This is a genomic window from Pseudoalteromonas sp. CR1 (genome assembly GCF_019392235.1).
In the GTDB taxonomy this organism is placed as follows: Bacteria; Pseudomonadota; Gammaproteobacteria; order Enterobacterales; family Alteromonadaceae; genus Pseudoalteromonas.
Genome location: NZ_JAHXRM010000008.1, coordinates 52,008 through 68,630, shown reverse-complemented (window position 1 = coordinate 68,630; position 16,623 = coordinate 52,008). Strand labels below are relative to the sequence as shown.

Annotated in this window: 15 protein-coding genes; 5 read left to right on the top strand and 10 right to left on the bottom strand. The window is 40.7% G+C overall.

Annotated elements, in window-relative coordinates:
- The first annotated feature begins 61 nt into the window (after nucleotides 1-61).
- The 5 genes from KZZ04_RS09105 to cydC are packed head-to-tail and all read left to right on the top strand — an operon-like array spanning nucleotide 62 to nucleotide 6,467.
- The gene (locus tag KZZ04_RS09105; protein ID WP_219422512.1) at nucleotides 62-1,636 is read left to right on the top strand and encodes a cytochrome ubiquinol oxidase subunit I; all 1,575 of its coding nucleotides are present in this window, start codon (nucleotides 62-64) and stop codon (nucleotides 1,634-1,636) included.
- A gap of 2 nt (nucleotides 1,637-1,638) precedes the next feature.
- Nucleotides 1,639-2,778: a cytochrome d ubiquinol oxidase subunit II gene (cydB, locus tag KZZ04_RS09100; protein ID WP_257903593.1), complete on the top strand. Its 1,140-nt coding sequence runs from the start codon at nucleotides 1,639-1,641 to the stop codon at nucleotides 2,776-2,778.
- A 12-nt stretch (nucleotides 2,779-2,790) separates the two neighbouring features.
- Nucleotides 2,791-2,955 (top strand): cytochrome bd-I oxidase subunit CydX, encoded by a 165-nt coding sequence (gene cydX / locus KZZ04_RS09095; RefSeq protein WP_006793620.1) that lies wholly within the window; start codon nucleotides 2,791-2,793, stop codon nucleotides 2,953-2,955.
- The gene (cydD, locus tag KZZ04_RS09090; RefSeq protein WP_219422511.1) at nucleotides 2,945-4,732 is read left to right on the top strand and encodes a thiol reductant ABC exporter subunit CydD; all 1,788 of its coding nucleotides are present in this window, start codon (nucleotides 2,945-2,947) and stop codon (nucleotides 4,730-4,732) included. Before cydX ends, cydD begins: the two co-directional genes overlap by 11 nt.
- On the top strand, nucleotides 4,725-6,467 hold the full coding sequence (gene cydC, locus KZZ04_RS09085; RefSeq protein ID WP_219422510.1) for a thiol reductant ABC exporter subunit CydC: 1,743 nt from the start codon (nucleotides 4,725-4,727) through the stop codon (nucleotides 6,465-6,467). The genes cydD and cydC overlap by 8 nt, the downstream gene beginning before the upstream one ends.
- Here the strand turns inward: cydC and KZZ04_RS09080 are convergent.
- From KZZ04_RS09080 to KZZ04_RS09035, 10 genes are all read right to left on the bottom strand, one after another.
- Nucleotides 6,450-6,842, bottom strand: a complete 393-nt coding sequence (locus tag KZZ04_RS09080) for a septal ring lytic transglycosylase RlpA family protein (RefSeq protein ID WP_058405704.1) — start codon at nucleotides 6,840-6,842, stop codon at nucleotides 6,450-6,452. The genes cydC and KZZ04_RS09080 overlap by 18 nt on opposite strands.
- A 152-nt stretch (nucleotides 6,843-6,994) precedes the next feature.
- The gene (gene lpxA, locus KZZ04_RS09075; RefSeq protein WP_219422509.1) at nucleotides 6,995-7,765 is read right to left on the bottom strand and encodes an acyl-ACP--UDP-N-acetylglucosamine O-acyltransferase; all 771 of its coding nucleotides are present in this window, start codon (nucleotides 7,763-7,765) and stop codon (nucleotides 6,995-6,997) included.
- 2 nt (nucleotides 7,766-7,767) lie between these two features.
- Nucleotides 7,768-8,220, bottom strand: a complete 453-nt coding sequence (gene fabZ, locus KZZ04_RS09070; RefSeq protein ID WP_058405706.1) for a 3-hydroxyacyl-ACP dehydratase FabZ — start codon at nucleotides 8,218-8,220, stop codon at nucleotides 7,768-7,770.
- A 27-nt stretch (nucleotides 8,221-8,247) separates the two neighbouring features.
- Nucleotides 8,248-9,270 (bottom strand): UDP-3-O-(3-hydroxymyristoyl)glucosamine N-acyltransferase, encoded by a 1,023-nt coding sequence (gene lpxD / locus KZZ04_RS09065; protein ID WP_219422508.1) that lies wholly within the window; start codon nucleotides 9,268-9,270, stop codon nucleotides 8,248-8,250.
- A 7-nt stretch (nucleotides 9,271-9,277) separates the two neighbouring features.
- Nucleotides 9,278-9,796, bottom strand: a complete 519-nt coding sequence (locus tag KZZ04_RS09060) for an OmpH family outer membrane protein (protein ID WP_006793627.1) — start codon at nucleotides 9,794-9,796, stop codon at nucleotides 9,278-9,280.
- Nucleotides 9,797-9,807: 11 nt separating this feature from the next.
- A complete protein-coding gene (bamA, locus tag KZZ04_RS09055; RefSeq protein WP_058405750.1) occupies nucleotides 9,808-12,279 on the bottom strand; it encodes an outer membrane protein assembly factor BamA in 2,472 nt (823 codons plus the stop codon).
- Between the two features lie 96 nt (nucleotides 12,280-12,375).
- Nucleotides 12,376-13,728, bottom strand: coding sequence for a sigma E protease regulator RseP (gene rseP / locus KZZ04_RS09050; protein WP_219422507.1), 1,353 nt, complete (start codon nucleotides 13,726-13,728; stop codon nucleotides 12,376-12,378).
- A gap of 1 nt (nucleotide 13,729) precedes the next feature.
- Nucleotides 13,730-14,935: a 1-deoxy-D-xylulose-5-phosphate reductoisomerase gene (gene ispC / locus KZZ04_RS09045; protein WP_219422506.1), complete on the bottom strand. Its 1,206-nt coding sequence runs from the start codon at nucleotides 14,933-14,935 to the stop codon at nucleotides 13,730-13,732.
- On the bottom strand, nucleotides 14,932-15,798 hold the full coding sequence (locus tag KZZ04_RS09040; protein WP_138527957.1) for a phosphatidate cytidylyltransferase: 867 nt from the start codon (nucleotides 15,796-15,798) through the stop codon (nucleotides 14,932-14,934). Before KZZ04_RS09040 ends, ispC begins: the two co-directional genes overlap by 4 nt.
- 20 nt (nucleotides 15,799-15,818) lie before the next feature.
- Nucleotides 15,819-16,598: an isoprenyl transferase gene (locus KZZ04_RS09035; protein WP_219422504.1), complete on the bottom strand. Its 780-nt coding sequence runs from the start codon at nucleotides 16,596-16,598 to the stop codon at nucleotides 15,819-15,821.
- Between the last annotated feature and the right edge of the window lie 25 nt (nucleotides 16,599-16,623).

Here is a 16,623-nt window from a genome sequence, read left to right as displayed (position 1 = left end):
AATAATTAACTCTGCCAATACCTCATTGTCCAGTTAATCCGTCACATTCAAGGAGCATAAAATGATAGATGAAACCTTTGTGGATCTATCGCGACTGCAGTTTGCCATTACTGCACTCTTTCACTTCATATTTGTACCGTTAACAATAGGTATGACTTGGATCTTAGTTATTATGGAATCAGTTTACGTTATGACTGGTCGCGAAATTTATCGTGATATGACTAAGTTTTGGGGTAAGTTATTTGGCATTAACTTTGCCATTGGTGTTGCCACAGGCCTCACGATGGAATTTGAATTTGGCACTAACTGGTCTTATTACTCCCATTATGTGGGCGATGTATTTGGTGCTCCTCTGGCTATTGAAGGGTTAATGGCATTCTTTTTAGAATCAACCTTTGTGGGAATGTTCTTCTTAGGGTGGGATAGGCTTTCCAAACGTCAACATTTAGGTGCTACCTTTTTAATGGCGCTAGGCACAAACTTATCGGCTTTATGGATATTAATTGCGAATGGTTGGATGCAAAATCCAGTAGGGGTTGAGTTTAACTACCAGACAATGCGTATGGAAATGACCAGTTTTGCAGAACTGGTATTTAACCCCGTAGCGCAGGTTAAGTTTATTCATACCGTGTCGGCGGGCTATGTTGCCGCATCTATGTTTGTTTTGGGCATAAGCAGCTGGTACATACTCAAAGGCCGCGATTTAGCGTTTGCTAAACGGTCATTTTCGGTGGCATCGGGGTTTGGCTTAGCCTCAATTTTATGTGTTATTTTACTCGGTGATGAATCAGGCTACGAAGTCGGTGAAATTCAAAAAGTAAAATTAGCGACAATTGAAGCTGAGTGGCATACAGAAGAAGCGCCCGCTGCATTCACTGCATTTGGTTTTCCCGACTCAGAAGAGCAAGTAACGCATGCAGCCGTAAAAATACCCTATGCATTGGGCATTATTGCTACGCGCTCACTTGACGAAAAAGTAATGGGTATCTCTGATCTAGAGAAAAAACATGAAGTACGTATTCGTAACGGTATGATTGCTTATGGCTACCTCACTAAACTCAGAAATGGCGAAGATACTCCTGAAAACATTGCTAAATTTGACGCAGTAAAAGACGATTTAGGCTATGGCTTATTGCTTAAGCGATATACATCAGATGTTGTTGATGCAACAGATGAGCAAATTCAAAAAGCAGTAAAAGATTCGTTTCCAAAAGTAGGCCCTATGTTTTGGTCGTTTAGGATCATGGTTGCCTGTGGCGTGGCTATGCTTGCGGTGTTTGTATTAGCATTCTATTACAACGCACACCGTATAATTGAACAAAAACGCTGGCTGCTTTGGGCCACTGTATTAAGTATTCCATTGCCATGGATTGCGATTGAATTTGGCTGGATTGTTGCAGAATATGGCCGCCAACCTTGGGCTATTTCTGAAATACTACCGACTTTTTTAGCAACGTCATCACTGACGGTAAACGATATTTTAATTAGCTTAACAGGTTTCATTATTTTCTATACAGGCCTTGCCATTGTTGAAGGCTGGTTAATGATTCACTTTATTAAAAAAGGCCCTAGCTCATTACACACTGGTAAATACCATTTTGAGCTGCCAAACAACACACAAGCAAAAGGAGAATAATCATGATTTTTGATTATGAAACATTAAAAATGTTGTGGTGGTTGATCATTGGGGTGCTTTTAATCGGCTTTGCAATTACCGACGGTATGGATATGGGGGTTGCTATGCTCCTTCGTCTAGTAGGTAAAACAGATTTAGAACGACGTACTGTCATTAACACAATTGGTGCGCACTGGGATGGTAACCAAGTATGGTTTATTACCGCCGGTGGCGCGTTATTTGCCGCTTGGCCTATGGTGTATGCCGCCGCTTTTTCGGGCTTTTACTTTGCAATGATGCTTGTACTATTTGCCCTCTTTTTTAGACCGCTTGGGTTTGATTATCGTTCTAAAATTGACTCTAAACGCTGGCGTAATAACTGGGATTGGGGCCTGTTTGCAGGTAGCGCTATTCCAGCACTCGTGTTTGGTGTGGCATTTGGTAATTTATTTTTAGGTGTCCCATTTAATATCGATAACCTGTTACGTGTGAGTTACCAAGGTTCATTTTTTGGCTTGTTAAACCCATTCGCACTGCTTGCAGGTTTAATTAGTGTGGCTATGTTAATTGCCCATGCTGGTATGTGGTTACAACTTAGAACGGCTGATGCAGTTGCACAGCGTTCTGGCCAGTATGGACGTTATGCATTAATTGCATTTATTATTTTATTTGCAGCTGCGGGGGCATGGGTTGCTAATTTGAATGGCTACCAAATTGTGTCTATGGGCGATACTCAAGGCCATGCTGATCCGCTAGCTAAAGTGGTTACAACAGCAAAAGGGGCTTGGCTAAATAATTATGCAGAACGCTCATGGACAATGACCTTTCCTATTTTGGCGTTTGCAATGGCGCTGAGCGCGCTAATTTTTTCTAAGCTCAATAAACCAGCGTTAGGGCTTATTTCAACAGCACTTATGCTAGTGGGTGTCATTATGACTGCGGGCGTTTCATTATTCCCGTTTATTATGCCATCAATTAACAACCCTAATATTAGCTTAACAATTTGGGACGCCGTTTCGAGCCATAAAACACTTAACATTATGCTTGTAGCCGTGGCCATTTTTGTACCATTAATTTTAACTTACACAACATGGTGTTACGTAAAAATGTGGCGCAGAGTAACGGTAGATGAAATTGAAACTAACACTCATGGCAGCTACTAAGGAGACTAAACTATGTGGTATTTTGCTTGGATTTTAGGTGTACTTTTAGCCTGTACCTTAGGCGTAATAAATGTAATGTGGTATGAATTTCATCAAAATAAAAACAGCATTGCTGATGATGAACAACCGATGCATGATTTATTGAACGAGGCTAACTCGACCAACAATGACGACTAAACCCCGACCAAATCGCGCGCAGCAGCAAACACTGCGCGCTTTTTTAAAAACACAAAGTAAACCCGCCTCATTATGGTTAAAGCTCAGTATTGCGCTAGGTACTTTTAACGCCATTTTAATGATTACAGGTGCTTATTTACTTGCTCAAACTATTCATAATGTAATGTTTGAAGGTGAAAGCCTTGCTCAAGTAGCCCATTTACTTTGGCCACTTGCAGGCATTATTTTATTACGAGCAATTTTTTTAGCACTAAGTGAAAGGCTAAGCGCATTGGCTGCACTTAAAATAAAATCAGCTATGCGCCAAACACTTTTAACTAAATTAAGTTTACTGGGCCCTAGTTACATTGAGCAACACGGTCAAGGCGCAACCTTAAATACATTACACAATGGTGTAGAAGAACTTCACGACTATTACGCAAAGTATCTACCTGGTGTTGCTTACAGTGCCCTTATTCCACTGGCAATATTGGTTGTTATTTTTCCAACCGATTATAAAGCGGGATTAATATTTTTATTAACGGCCCCACTTATTCCCTTTTTTATGATTTTAGTCGGCTCTAAAGCAGAAGCTCTAAATCAAAAACGTTGGCAACAACTCGCAGTGCTTGGTAATTACTTTTTTGATCGAGTTCAGGGATTAACACAATTAAAACTGTTTAACGCAACGCAAACCGAATTAAAACAAATCGCTAAAATTTCTGATGACTTTAGACATACAACACTAGGCGTATTAAAAATTGCGTTTTTATCGTCTTTTGCTTTGGAGTTTTTAGCTACCATTAGTGTAGCCTTGGTGGCTGTTATTATTGGCTTTAGACTGTTTTTCGGCACCCTCGACTTTTCTACAGGCTTTGTAGTACTGCTTTTAGCCCCCGAATTTTACCTACCTTTACGCCAATTAGGGAGCCATTACCATGCCCGCTTGCAAGGTATTAGTGCTGCTGCGGACATGGTGACTATTTTAAATGCGCCTCTACCAAATAATGAGGCTGATTCTGTTGTAAATACAATCACAGGCTCTAGGCTAGATAAACTTAATTCTATAGATATTAAAAAGCTTAGTTATACGTACCCAAACAGTAATGAAGGAATACACGATATAACCCTAACATTACCAAAAAAAGGGTTAGTTGCAGTTGTGGGTAACAGTGGCTCTGGGAAAAGCACTTTATTTGACTGCCTATTAGGCTTTCATGCCCAAGTAATGCCCTGCATTTATATTAACGGATTGCCATTAACAGCAAACAATATTACCCAACTTCAGAGTCAGGTTGCGTGGATACCTCAAAATCCGACCTTATTTTACGATAGCATTAGTGCGAACATTTTATTAGCTAAACCTGATGCGACACAGCCCGAACTTGAGCAAGCGGCACACCAAGCAGGTGCGCTTGAATTTATAAACTCACTTCCACGTGGGTTCGATACGTTAATAGGTGAGCAAGGTGAAGGCCTCTCTGGCGGTCAAAAACAACGCATAGCACTAGCCCGTGCGTTTTTAAAAAATGCCCCTATTTTAATGCTTGATGAGCCAACAGCACACCTTGATAGCCAAACAGAGCAACACATTCAACACGCCATTAATATGTACGCTAAAAACAATTTAGTACTGGTAATCGCACACAGATTAAATACTGTAAAACACGCCGACAATATTATTGTAATGGACCAGGGTAAGATCACTGAGCAAGGTAGCTTTGAAAAACTACGCACTCAACATGGCGTGTTTTATAATTTGCTAAATGCCACTAAGCAAGGAGTGGCCCATGAATAACTTTATTAGATTGATAAAGCTCTGCCGCCCTCATTATAAAGCCATGTTGCTCGGTACACTGTTAGCAACAATTACAGTACTTGCTAACGTTGGCCTTTTAGCCATTTCGGGTTGGTTTTTGGCATCTATGGCAGCTGCAGGTATTGCTGGCGTGCAAATGAACTACTTTACACCCGCTGGCACAATACGTTTTTTAGCTATTGTAAGAACGGCTTCTCGTTATGCTGAGCGTTTAGTTACTCATAATGCGACTTTTTTATTGTTGAGTGAAATTCGCGTAAATATGTTTGCAACACTAAGTAAGCTAAACAATGTTGATTTAGCAATGAGCCGCAGCGCCGATTTACTAAACCGCTTACAAAACGATGTTGATGCCCTAGATAAATTTTACTTAAACATCTTACTCCCTATGCTAGTAGCGCTATTAAGCGTACCAATTATTATGGTGTTTATGGCGGCCTACAATGCAAACGTTGCACTTATTTGTTTTACTGGCATTTTATTAATTGGTGTTGTTTTACCGGCTTTATTAAGTATTAAGTTAAACAAAAATAGCCATAAAGAAACGCAGCTAAGTGCTCAACTTAGAGCCGAACTTTCTGACACGCTAACAGGCCTTAGAGAACTGAGTATTTACCAAGCAGGTGACGATCAAATTTCAAAATGTAATAAATTGAATCAGCAGTACAATCAGCAACTTTATAATCGCCATAAAGCACTGGCAAATAGCGATGGCCTAAGCTTGCTCGTAGTGCAACTAGCCATGCTAGGCGCCATCGTTACTATTGTGCCATTGGTATACAGCGGTGCCATGGTAAATGTAGAACTTGCCATGCTAAGCCTATTTGTATTGGCAAGTTTTGAAAGCGTATTACTCCTGCCTAATGCATTTATTGAGTTACCTAATGTACTAAAAGCCGCAGAGCGACTATTTACACTTCAAGATAAAGTATCTACTCAGAGTAACAATCAAGTCGCTTTAATTGATACCCAATATGATAAAAATAATACCTCACTAACCCTTAATAACATTAGCTATAAATACGATGAGCATACTGCATTAACTAACGTTAGCTTTATCCTTAAAGCTCAGCAAAAAGTGGCTATTGTAGGTCGTAGTGGGAGTGGTAAAACCACGTTGGTTAATTTGCTAACTGGGTTATGGCCACTTCAGCAAGGCAGCATTACGTTGGGTGATCAAAATACCCCCCAAGAGCTGCACTCACTAAGCAATGACACCCGCGCAAGCGTTATAAATATATTAGCGCAGCAGCACCATATTTTTGACGGCACTCTGAGTGAAAATTTACGCTATGCTGCGCCAAATGCTACAAAAGATGAAATGCTAGAAGCAATTAAACTTGCAGAGTTAAAACCTTGGTTTGATGGTTTAAAAGCGGGTTTAAAAACACGTTTAGGTACTGGCGGGCGTAATGTATCTCAAGGGCAATCAAGGCGTATAGCGATAGCTCAGGCTTTATTACAAAACCCCGCTATTTTAGTACTTGATGAACCTACAGAAGGGCTAGATAACCAATCTAAGCAAACCGTAATGAACGCCATTATGCAGGTAATGAGTAACGTAAGCGTACTTACAATTACCCACGACCCTGCTCTTCTAAATCAAATGAATAATGTTATATGGTTAGAGGATGGTAAAGTGATTGCACAAGGCTCTCATAAAGAGCTCAGTAGCGCTTATCCAGATTATGTAGCACTAACTACCCGGTTTTAATACACTGATTGATACATCGATAACGCCGACCTTAGGGTCGGCTATTTTTTTAAACATAGCTAATGATAAATCAATCACTCGCCCTCTTACGTAAGGCCCTCTGTCGTTTATTCTTACAATTACGGATTTGTTATTTGCCAAGTTAGTTACCTTTACTTTAGTACCAAAGGGTAAATCTAAATGCGCAGCTGTTTCTGCATTTTGGCTAAAAACCTCACCGTTTGCGGTTGTACGGCCATGATATTTATTAGCGTAATAGGAAGCTTTACCTAACTGGCTGCGCTCGCCATCAGCGGAGGTAGCTACACGCTGACTGCTACACGCAGCTAAAATTGACAAAAAACTGAGGATAAAAATTAACTTAGTAAGAGACATAACTGCGCTTTAATTATAAAAATTCGCGTAAAGGTTAACCTTGCTTAGCTGAGTGTGTACTGAATTGCTATAAGAGAGCCATTTTGTAGGCAATAAAAAACCACCTGCGATTACTCTTAGGTGGTTTTTAGTGCTCAAAGCAAAGCTTGTAATTATCTTACAATGCCGCGCTCAGAGCCTTTAACAAAATCTATCATGGTTTGCACTGCAGGGTACTTTTCAGCGTCTTCACTTAGTGATGCAATTGCTTCGTCAACACCTAAACTCTTTCGATAAAACGCTTTATAAGCACGGCGTACTGCCATTATTTCATCGCTTTCAAAGCCACGGCGTTTCATACCTTCTTTATTGATTGCAGCAGGACCTGCTGGCATACCAATCGTGGTCACGAATGGCGGTACATCTTTATTTACGCCAGAGTACATGCCAATAAACGCATGCGCGCCAATTTTACAAAATTGATGAACACCTGAATTACCACCTAATATAACCCAATCAGCAACATGAACGTGGCCTGCAACGCTGGCATTATTAGCAAAGATCACGTTATCGCCAATCACTGCGTCATGTGCTACGTGTGTGTAAGCCATAAACAAATTGTTGCTACCAATTTTTGTTACACCTTGGTCCTGGATGGTTCCACGGTGAATAGTCGCACATTCACGAATAACATTATTGTCGCCAATGATTAATGTCGTTGGTTCGTTGTTGTATTTTTTGTCTTGGCAAGCTTCGCCTACAGACGCAAATTGAAAAATATGATTTCCAGAACCAATGGTCGAAGGTCCTTTGACAACAACGTGAGACTCAATAACACAGTTATCACCGATAACAACATCATTGCCTATATAACTATACGGACCAACTGAGACATTGTTGCCTAGTTTAGCGCCAGGTTCGATTATTGCTGTAGAATGGATCACTATTAAAACTCTCTTCTCGCACACATAATTTCGGCACTACATACTACTTTGCCGTCAACTTTAGCTTCAGCAGCAAACTTCCATATATTGCGGCGCTCTTTTAAAAACTCTACATGCAAATGCAATGTATCACCAGGGACAACCGGTTGTTTAAAACGTGCGTTGTCTACTGCAGCAAATAAGTAAAGCTCATCTTCACTGCGATTTTCAACTGTTTTAAAACCGAGAAGACCAGTGGCTTGTGCCATAGCTTCTAATATTAGCACACCTGGGAAAATAGGCTGGTTTGGAAAATGCCCAGTAAAAATAGGCTCGTTTATAGATACATTTTTAATAGCATGCAATGACTTACCCGGGGTAAAGTCAATAACACGATCAATTAAAAGCATCGGATAACGGTGCGGTAATAAAGCTAAGATTTCTTGAATATCAAGGCTATTTAATTCGTTTGCCAAAATAGCATCCTTTTATGTGTTCAACGTTTATGACTTAGCCAGTGCTTCAAGCGCTTTCAAACGAGACTTCATGTCTGACAGATTGCGCAAGTGAGCAATTGATTTACGCCATTCTTTGTTAGTTGTATGGGGCATACCTGATGAATAAATACCGGGTTCGGTGATTGATTTTGTCACCATGCTCATACCGGTAATTATAACACCATCACATACTGACATGTGACCATTAATTGCAGTCATACCACCAATTTGGCAGTTTTTACCTATGGTGACACTACCTGCAAGGACAGAGCAGCCAGCAATTGCTGTGCCTGAGTTAACTTCAACGTTGTGTGCTATTTGACACTGGTTATCAATAATCACATTGCTATGGATAATTGTGTCATCGAGTGCGCCACGGTCAATAGTGGTACTTGCGCCCACTTCAACTTTGTCACCAATAATCACAGCGCCTAGCTGAGGAATTTTAACCCACTGCCCACGCTCATTTGCATAACCAAATCCGTCACTGCCAATAACACTATTTGCCTGGAACAAACAATCTGCACCAATTTCAACATCGTGATAAATAGTCACACTCGGCCAAAGCTTTGTACCGGCACCTATTTTAACACGTTCTCCGATAAAACTGTTCGGACCAATTTGCGCCTTGTCACCAATGACTGCATCAGCTTCTATAACAGCATTTGCGCCTATAGCCGCACTTTTACTTATATTTGCACTTGGATGAATCGTTGCGCTTGGGTGAATGCCCGTAGAGGCTGAACGCGGTGTTGTATCCATAAATTGCGCAAGCTTTGCGTAACTGACATACGGATTTGAAACAATCACTTTATTACCATCAAAGTGCGCTGCATCGGCTTGGTTAACAATGACAGCACTGGCTTGAGTCGTTTCAAGTTGAACACGGTATTTTGAGTTCGCTAAAAATGCAATATGCCCAGTACGGGCATTTGCAAGTGTCGCTATTTTTGTTATCTCTAAAGCGCCATCACCCTGAAGTTCGGCGCCTAGAAGTTCCGCAATTTGCGAAAGCGTATAATTTTGCATAGAGTGATTATTTCTTGCTAACAGCGGTTACTACTTTAGATGAAAGGTCTGTTACTTCTTTAGGGTTAAAGTAAATTGTTGTGTCTTTTACTTTAACTTCATCAAAGTCACCGTCTTTAGCAATCTCTTCAATTGTTTTAATAATTAAGCCCTGAACTTTTGCAAGCTCTTGGTTTTGACGTGCTTTGATTTCTTGCTCTAAAGGACGACCTACTTCAGCAAGGTTTTTTTGCATACCTTGAATTTTATCACGTAGTGCATCTTTTTGAGCTTGGCTCATCGTTGTGCTCTCACGCTTAAATTTTTCTGCTTCAAAGCGAATATCACCTTGTAACTTTTCAAGCTCTTGACGACGCTCAGCAAACTCACTTTGTAGTGACTGCTCAATTTTAGCCATTTGAGGAATTTGCTTGTAGATTTCTTGCATATCTACTACACCTACTTTATGTGCAAGTGCACTAGCAGAAGTACCCATCATTAACGTTGCTAAAACAGCTACTGCCGTTGATTTAAATAATTTAGTCATAAAAAACTCCTTTAGAAAGTGTTACTAATATTAAAACTGATGGTCTTCGTATCGTCATCTTCTTCTTTTTGCAATGGATACGCAAAACTAATCAGCATAGGACCCATTGGAGAGATCCACTGTAATGATAAACCGGTCGATACTCTAAAGCGCATAGGATCTGAATAATCATCCAGCTTATTGCGTTGGTCTACGAGTAAGTTTTGATAGCGGTCTACGCTAAACTCTGTGTCCCATACGTTTGCAGCATCAACAAAGAAGCTGGTACGCACTGAGCTTGTATTTTCTTCATCTAAAAACGGTGTAGGAACAATTAGCTCCATGCCTGCCACCGCTTTGGCGTTACCACCAATTCGACCTTGTGGTATTAACTGATCAAACTCCGACGCACTATTGATAGGACCTGAAGTAGAACCATCTGGATTTAGTGTCCCAGGAATAGTTGTTGCAATACGTGATACTGCTTGTGGCAATATCGTATTACGGTCAAAACCACGTAGTTCCATTTCAGTTATACGGAAGAACTCTTGGAACGGAAGCGTTTGATCGTATCCATTCGTTGACCCATAACCGTTACCGTAACCGAGCGCAGCACGTGCCGAGAATACCCAGCGATGGTCGTTAGATATTGGCCAGTAAAAACGTGAGTCGTAATTAAGCTTGAAATAGGTCAAATCTGAGTTTGGTGTCGTCCCCGTTAAGTTTAACGTTTGGCGCGAACCTGCTGTTGGGAATAAACCACGGTTAACCGTAATACGTGACCAACCAACACTTAACTCATATTTAGTAAAATCGAAGCCTGCATCTGGGTTTTCAGGGTCAAAAAACGTTTCACGTAGTACGCGCGTTTGCTCGTACTCAGCAATATCTGACAACTCTTCTTTTATCCAGCGCACACCAAAATTAACTCGGTTTATTGCATCAATCGGAAAACCAATATTTGTACCTAAACCATAACTTTTTGATTTGTAATCTACAAGACTAAACTTACTTGCGTCGTAGTTTCGGTAAAAAATACTGCTGCCTTGCGATACGCCATCGGGCGTAAAGTAAGGGTCTGTGTACGATAAACTGATACTTTCAGAGCCAGTAGACGTATTTAAATTTAAACCAATTTGGTTACCTGTACCTAAAAAGTTAGATTCAGTTACACCAATATTAAATTGCAGACCTAGGTATGAACCATAAGCAAGGCCTGCATTAAAACTACCGGCTGACTGTTCTTTTACAGTGAAATCTACGTCAACTTGGTCGTCTACACCTGGCACGGGCACTACATTAAAATCAACAGTTTCCATGTACGGTAAACGTTGAATCTGTAGTTTTGAACGCTCAAGATTTTGGTTTGATAACCATGCACCTTCTAGTTGCGTCATTTCACGGCGCAATACTTCATCTGCGGTGTTTTGGTTACCACCAACAATTATACGGCGAACGTAAACACGCTTACCTGGGTTAACAGATAAAGTTAACTGAACTTCTTGCTTTTCGTCGTCAATTTCAGGAATTGTACGCACTTCAGCATTTGCATAACCAAAACGTGCTAAATAACTTTTAATGAACTCTTCTGACGATGTAACAACAGAGCCATTGTAAAGCTCACCAGCTCTCAGTGGGATAACGCTTTTGATTAAATCTTCTCGACCGAGTAAGTCACCAATAAAATCAAAGCCTTTAACCTTATACTTCACGCCTTCGGTAAGGTTAGCCGTTACATATACAGACTCACGCTCTGGACTTACCGATACCTGAGTCGAATCGATATTAAAACGTAAATAACCACGGTCTAAATAAAAGCTGCGAATTTTTTCTAAATCGCCTTCAATAGTTTGTTTTTGGTAGCGATCGCTGCCCATAAACTGCCACCAAGGTAAATCTTGCTGAGACTCGGCAAGTTTTAGTAATTCTTCATTAGAAAAAAGCTCATTACCCACTAAGTTAATTTGACGGATAGACGCAGCATCACCTTCGTCAAACTCCAATTTAAGTTTAACGCGGTTACGTGGCAATTTAGTAACACTAATATCAACCGTTGCATTGTATTTACCAATACTATGAAAAAACTCTACTAAGCCTTTTTCAATGTTGTCTATTACGGTTTTATCAAGTGGTTCACCTTGGCGGATATCTTGCTGATCAAGCGACTCATTAAGTTGCTCATCTTTAATATCTTTATTACCTTCAAACTCAATAAAGCTAATGGTTGGACGCTCGGTTACTTTAAAAATAACGTTGTTTCCATCACGCAATGCTTTGATGTTGTCGAAGTGGCCAGAACGATAAAGTGACTTTATTGTTTTTGAAATTGTGTAGTCATCTACATTATCGCCTACGTTAATAGGAATATGAGTTAATGCAGCACCCAGTGCTACGCGTTGTAAGCCTTCAACTTTCAAGTCTTCAACAATAAAGGAAGTTTGGCCTAGGGCGGCAAAGCTTGCACCCAATAAACTTGAAACTGCCAAATGTTTTTTTATAGCCATTTTATTATCTTTATCCTTTACAACTGTATTACCGCTCAACACCTAAATTACTAGTGCTTTACAATCGTGTTCTAATTAATAAATGTTACGCGTTAACTACAAACGCGATACATCATTGAACAAAGCGAAACATGTTAGAAAAATGAGTAGTAACGCCCCCACTTTAAAACCAAATTCTTGTGTCTTTTCAGAGACCGGCTTTTTACGAAAAAGTTCAATTATGTAATACATTAAGTGTCCACCATCAAGCACTGGCAGGGGTAATAAATTAAATACACCCAAGTTAACGCTTATTAGGGCTAAAAAGCTTAAAAAGGCAACTAAACCATAGCTTACGCTAGTCCCTGCTCCCACTGCAATACCAACAGGACCACTTAAATTTTTAACCGAAACCTGACCCGTAATTAAATTACCAATCATGTCAAAGCTCAGCGTAATTAATCGCCACGTTTCTTTTGTACCGCGAACAATACTATCAAGCGGTCCAAAACTTCGGGATTGTACATACCCCTCAGGCCATTGCTGCACAACAGGCGCTACACCTAAAAAGCCTTGTTCAATACCATTGTTGCCAACACGCCCTTGAGGCGTCACTGTTATGGTTTTTATACTATCTTGTCTTTTTACACTAAATTGTAAAGATTTGTTAGCCGATTGCGTAATTACATTAACTAATTGCGGCCAATTGCTTATAGTTTCACCGTTTACAGCCAAAATAGTATCGTTAACTTGCAAATTGGCTTGTTCCGCTGCCGAATCTTTAGTCACTGCGGCAACCGTTAATGTGGCTTGCGGGCGAAATGGTACAATGCCCAAAGAGGTTAGTGGAGGAACATCTTGTTGATCAAGCTTCCAACCATCAATGTTGAGTGTTTTAACGCGTGTTTGTAAGTTTTCATCGCGAACTGTAACTTCTACGCGTTGTTCACCTAATCGCGACATAAAAGCAAACGTCGCATCTTGCCAAGTGGTTATATTGTCATCACCAATTTTAATAATATGTTGGCTTGGCATAAGGCCTGCTTGCTCTGCCCGGCTTCCCTCAGTAATGCTGCCAACTACCGGTTTAACCGATTGCACCCCCACCATGTACATCACCGCTAACGCAAAAATAGCAAACAAAAAATTTGCCATAGGCCCAGCTGCAACAATAGCAATTCGTGCTTGTACCGACTTTGAGTTAAAAGATAGATGCCGCTGATTTGGTGGAACATCGTCCACACGCTCATCAAGCATTTTTACATAACCACCAAGTGGAATAGCAGCTATGACATATTCAGTGTTGTATTTGTCGTGCCATTTGATTAAGGGCTTACCAAAACCAATAGAAAAGCGAAGTACTTTAACCCCCGCTTTTCGTGCTACCCAAAAATGACCATACTCATGAACAGTAACTAAAATACCCAAAGCTAAAATAAATGATCCAAGATTCCAAATAAAATCAAACATATTAATGAGCCACTTTATTTATAAACTGAGCAGCGCTAGCACGCGCAAGCTTATCGCATTGTAATATTTCATCTAAACTCTGCACGTTAATGCATTGAGCCGATTCTAGAGTTTGTGCATTTATTTTGTAGATATCTGTAAAACCAATTTCACCTTTTAAAAATGCAGCGACAGCCATTTCATTTGCGGCATTAACGGTCGTCGTAGCGCCCTGTCCCGCCGAGCAAGCATCAATAGCAAGCTGCAAGTTAGGGTAACGGGTAAAATCAGGTTTAGTGAACGAAAAATCACAAATATCTGAAAAGTTAAGCGGTTTAACACCTGCGTCAATTCGTTTTGGGAACGCTAATGCATGGGCAATAGGCGTGCGCATGTCGGGATTACCCATTTGCGCTAAAATTGAGCCATCATGGTACTGAACCATTGAGTGAATAATGCTTTGAGGATGAATAACAACGTCAATGTCATCGCTGTTACAGTTAAATAGCCACTTGGCTTCAATAAACTCCAACCCTTTATTCATCATAGTTGCAGAATCTACTGAGATTTTTTGCCCCATAGACCAATTAGGGTGCGCGACGGCCTCGCTAACGGTTACCTCTTTTAAGGTATTGATATCACGCGTTAAAAACGGCCCACCTGAACCGGTAAGTAAAATTTTACTAACACCATTATCTTGCAGGTTCTTATCGCTTTGCGCATTCTGTATTGAGTGAGGCAAACATTGAAAAATAGCGTTATGTTCGCTATCAATTGGCAGTAAAGTGGCTTTGTGCTTTATAACTTTATCAATAAACAATTGACCCGACATAACCAGCGACTCTTTGTTCGCGAGCAGAACTTTCTTGCCGGCTTCTACTGCACTAAGTGTGGGTAACAATCCTGCGGCTCCAACAATGGCAGACATAACAATGTCTACTTCAGGATGCGCACATAAATCACTCATTGCCTGTTGTGAGTGCATAATCAGCGTTTGACACGCTGTGCCTTTTAAATGCAGTGATAGCTCTTCTGCGGTGGTTTGCGTTGCCATAACTGCATAAAGGGGCGAATGCTTTATGCAAAGCTCAGCCATTTTTTTTGCATTTTGCCCCGCTGTTAAAGCAAATACACCAAATAAGTCACTGTTTTTTGCTACAACATCAAGTGTACTTAAACCAATTGACCCCGTAGCACCTAAAATAACTAGCTGCTGCTTACGACTCATAAACTTAAGGTCCATGCATAACACATTACAAACATTGGCGCTGCCGCTGTTAAGCTATCAATACGGTCTAAAATACCGCCATGTCCAGGTAAACATTTTCCACTGTCTTTAAGGCCAGCTTCACGTTTAAACATACTTTCTAATAAATCGCCAACTGCCGAAAATAACGCTATGAATGCAGTCATAATGGCATAAATTGGCCACACAGCTAAATCAACATCGGTAAAATGGCAAAACGCCATAACAAATAAAATTGACGCAACGATGCCACCAGCAAGGCCTTCAATCGTTTTATTTGGGCTTACTTTTGGCATTAACTTGTGTTTGCCAAAGCTTTTACCAGTGAAATAGGCACCAATATCTGCGCTCCACACAATACCAAGTACCACAAGTATCAGCATAGAACCAAAATGTGTAGACTCAGCATATTGAGCACTTCGAAGCGTATTGAGCGCAAGCCACAGTGGCACTAAAGTTAGTAGCCCGGCAATACCACGCATTACCAGCCCTTCATTCCACGCTTTGGCCATAGCCGGATAACGCCAAATTAAATAACTAGCAACAATCCACCATGCAAACGCTAGGGTGAATAAATAATTAGCGTCACCCACTAACTGGCCGTTTTGCCAAAGCGATTCTATCGGCCAATGTAAATTAAGCACCGCCAGTAATGCAGCAATTAGCGCAACAAAGGCGCCTCTTTTGATTTTGTCGCAAAGCCCCATAAAAGCCGACCATTCCCAAGCGCCCATTAAAACAATGGCGCCTGCAAAGTAACTAAATAACGTTAGTGGTGTATAAAAAACCAAAGCTAGCGCTGCAGGTGCTAACACTAGCGAGGTTAAAATGCGTTGTTTTAACAAAATTGTGACCCTTAATCTATTTAGGTTTGAGCGAGTAATTGTTTTATTTGTTCGCCCGTACAACCAAATCGTCGCTCTCTGGCAACGTAACACGCAATGGCCTCAGCAAATGCTGCTTCATTAAAATCAGGCCAAAGTGTTTCGGTAAAATAAAGTTCTGCGTAAGCTGCCTGCCATAGTAAAAAGTTACTAATGCGAACATCACCCCCCGTTCGAATAAGTAAATCGGGTTCAGGTTGATCGGCCATGCTCATATGCTGCGCAATACGCTCTTCAGTAATATCTTGTGCGTCAATGTCACCACTTGCAACTTGCACTGCAAGTTGTTTAGCTGCGTTTACCATATCCCAACGGCCGCCATAATTGGCTGCCACATTTAAACACAACCCTGTGTTATTTTCTGTCAGTTGCTGTGCACTATGTACTTTGTTTTGCAACCCTTCAGAAAATCGAGATAAGTCTCCAATGATGGTTAGTTTTACATTGTTTTTATGAAGCTTTTTAACCTCTTTTGTTAATACAAACAAAAATAGCTCCATTAACGTGTTTACTTCGTCTTCAGGACGGCGCCAGTTTTCACTACTAAATGCAAATAAGGTTAACGACTGAACGCCTAACTTAGTACAAAACTGAACAGATTGACGAACTGCGTCCACGCCTTTTTTATGCCCGTACACACGAGGCCTATTTCTAGCTTGCGCCCAACGTCCGTTCCCGTCCATGATGATAGCAACATGCTTAGGTAAACATTGTTGTGAAATTGTATCAGCGTTTAAAGCCATAAATATCGAGTATTCCATAAAAAAACGCCGCCTAGTATAACCC

Bases quoted from the DNA above. Each gene is read 5' to 3' on its own strand.
- KZZ04_RS09105 (WP_219422512.1), top strand. From the start codon at position 62: ATGATAGATGAAACCTTTGTGGATCTATCGCGACTGCAGTTTGCCATT.
- cydB (WP_257903593.1), top strand. From the start codon at position 1,639: ATGATTTTTGATTATGAAACATTAAAAATGTTGTGGTGGTTGATCATT.
- cydX (WP_006793620.1), top strand. From the start codon at position 2,791: ATGTGGTATTTTGCTTGGATTTTAGGTGTACTTTTAGCCTGTACCTTA.
- cydD (WP_219422511.1), top strand. From the start codon at position 2,945: ATGACGACTAAACCCCGACCAAATCGCGCGCAGCAGCAAACACTGCGC.
- cydC (WP_219422510.1), top strand. From the start codon at position 4,725: ATGAATAACTTTATTAGATTGATAAAGCTCTGCCGCCCTCATTATAAA.
- KZZ04_RS09080 (WP_058405704.1), bottom strand. From the start codon at position 6,842: ATGTCTCTTACTAAGTTAATTTTTATCCTCAGTTTTTTGTCAATTTTA.
- lpxD (WP_219422508.1), bottom strand. From the start codon at position 9,270: ATGCAAAATTATACGCTTTCGCAAATTGCGGAACTTCTAGGCGCCGAA.
- KZZ04_RS09060 (WP_006793627.1), bottom strand. From the start codon at position 9,796: ATGACTAAATTATTTAAATCAACGGCAGTAGCTGTTTTAGCAACGTTA.
- bamA (WP_058405750.1), bottom strand. From the start codon at position 12,279: ATGGCTATAAAAAAACATTTGGCAGTTTCAAGTTTATTGGGTGCAAGC.
- rseP (WP_219422507.1), bottom strand. From the start codon at position 13,728: ATGTTTGATTTTATTTGGAATCTTGGATCATTTATTTTAGCTTTGGGT.
- ispC (WP_219422506.1), bottom strand. From the start codon at position 14,935: ATGAGTCGTAAGCAGCAGCTAGTTATTTTAGGTGCTACGGGGTCAATT.
- KZZ04_RS09035 (WP_219422504.1), bottom strand. From the start codon at position 16,598: ATGGAATACTCGATATTTATGGCTTTAAACGCTGATACAATTTCACAA.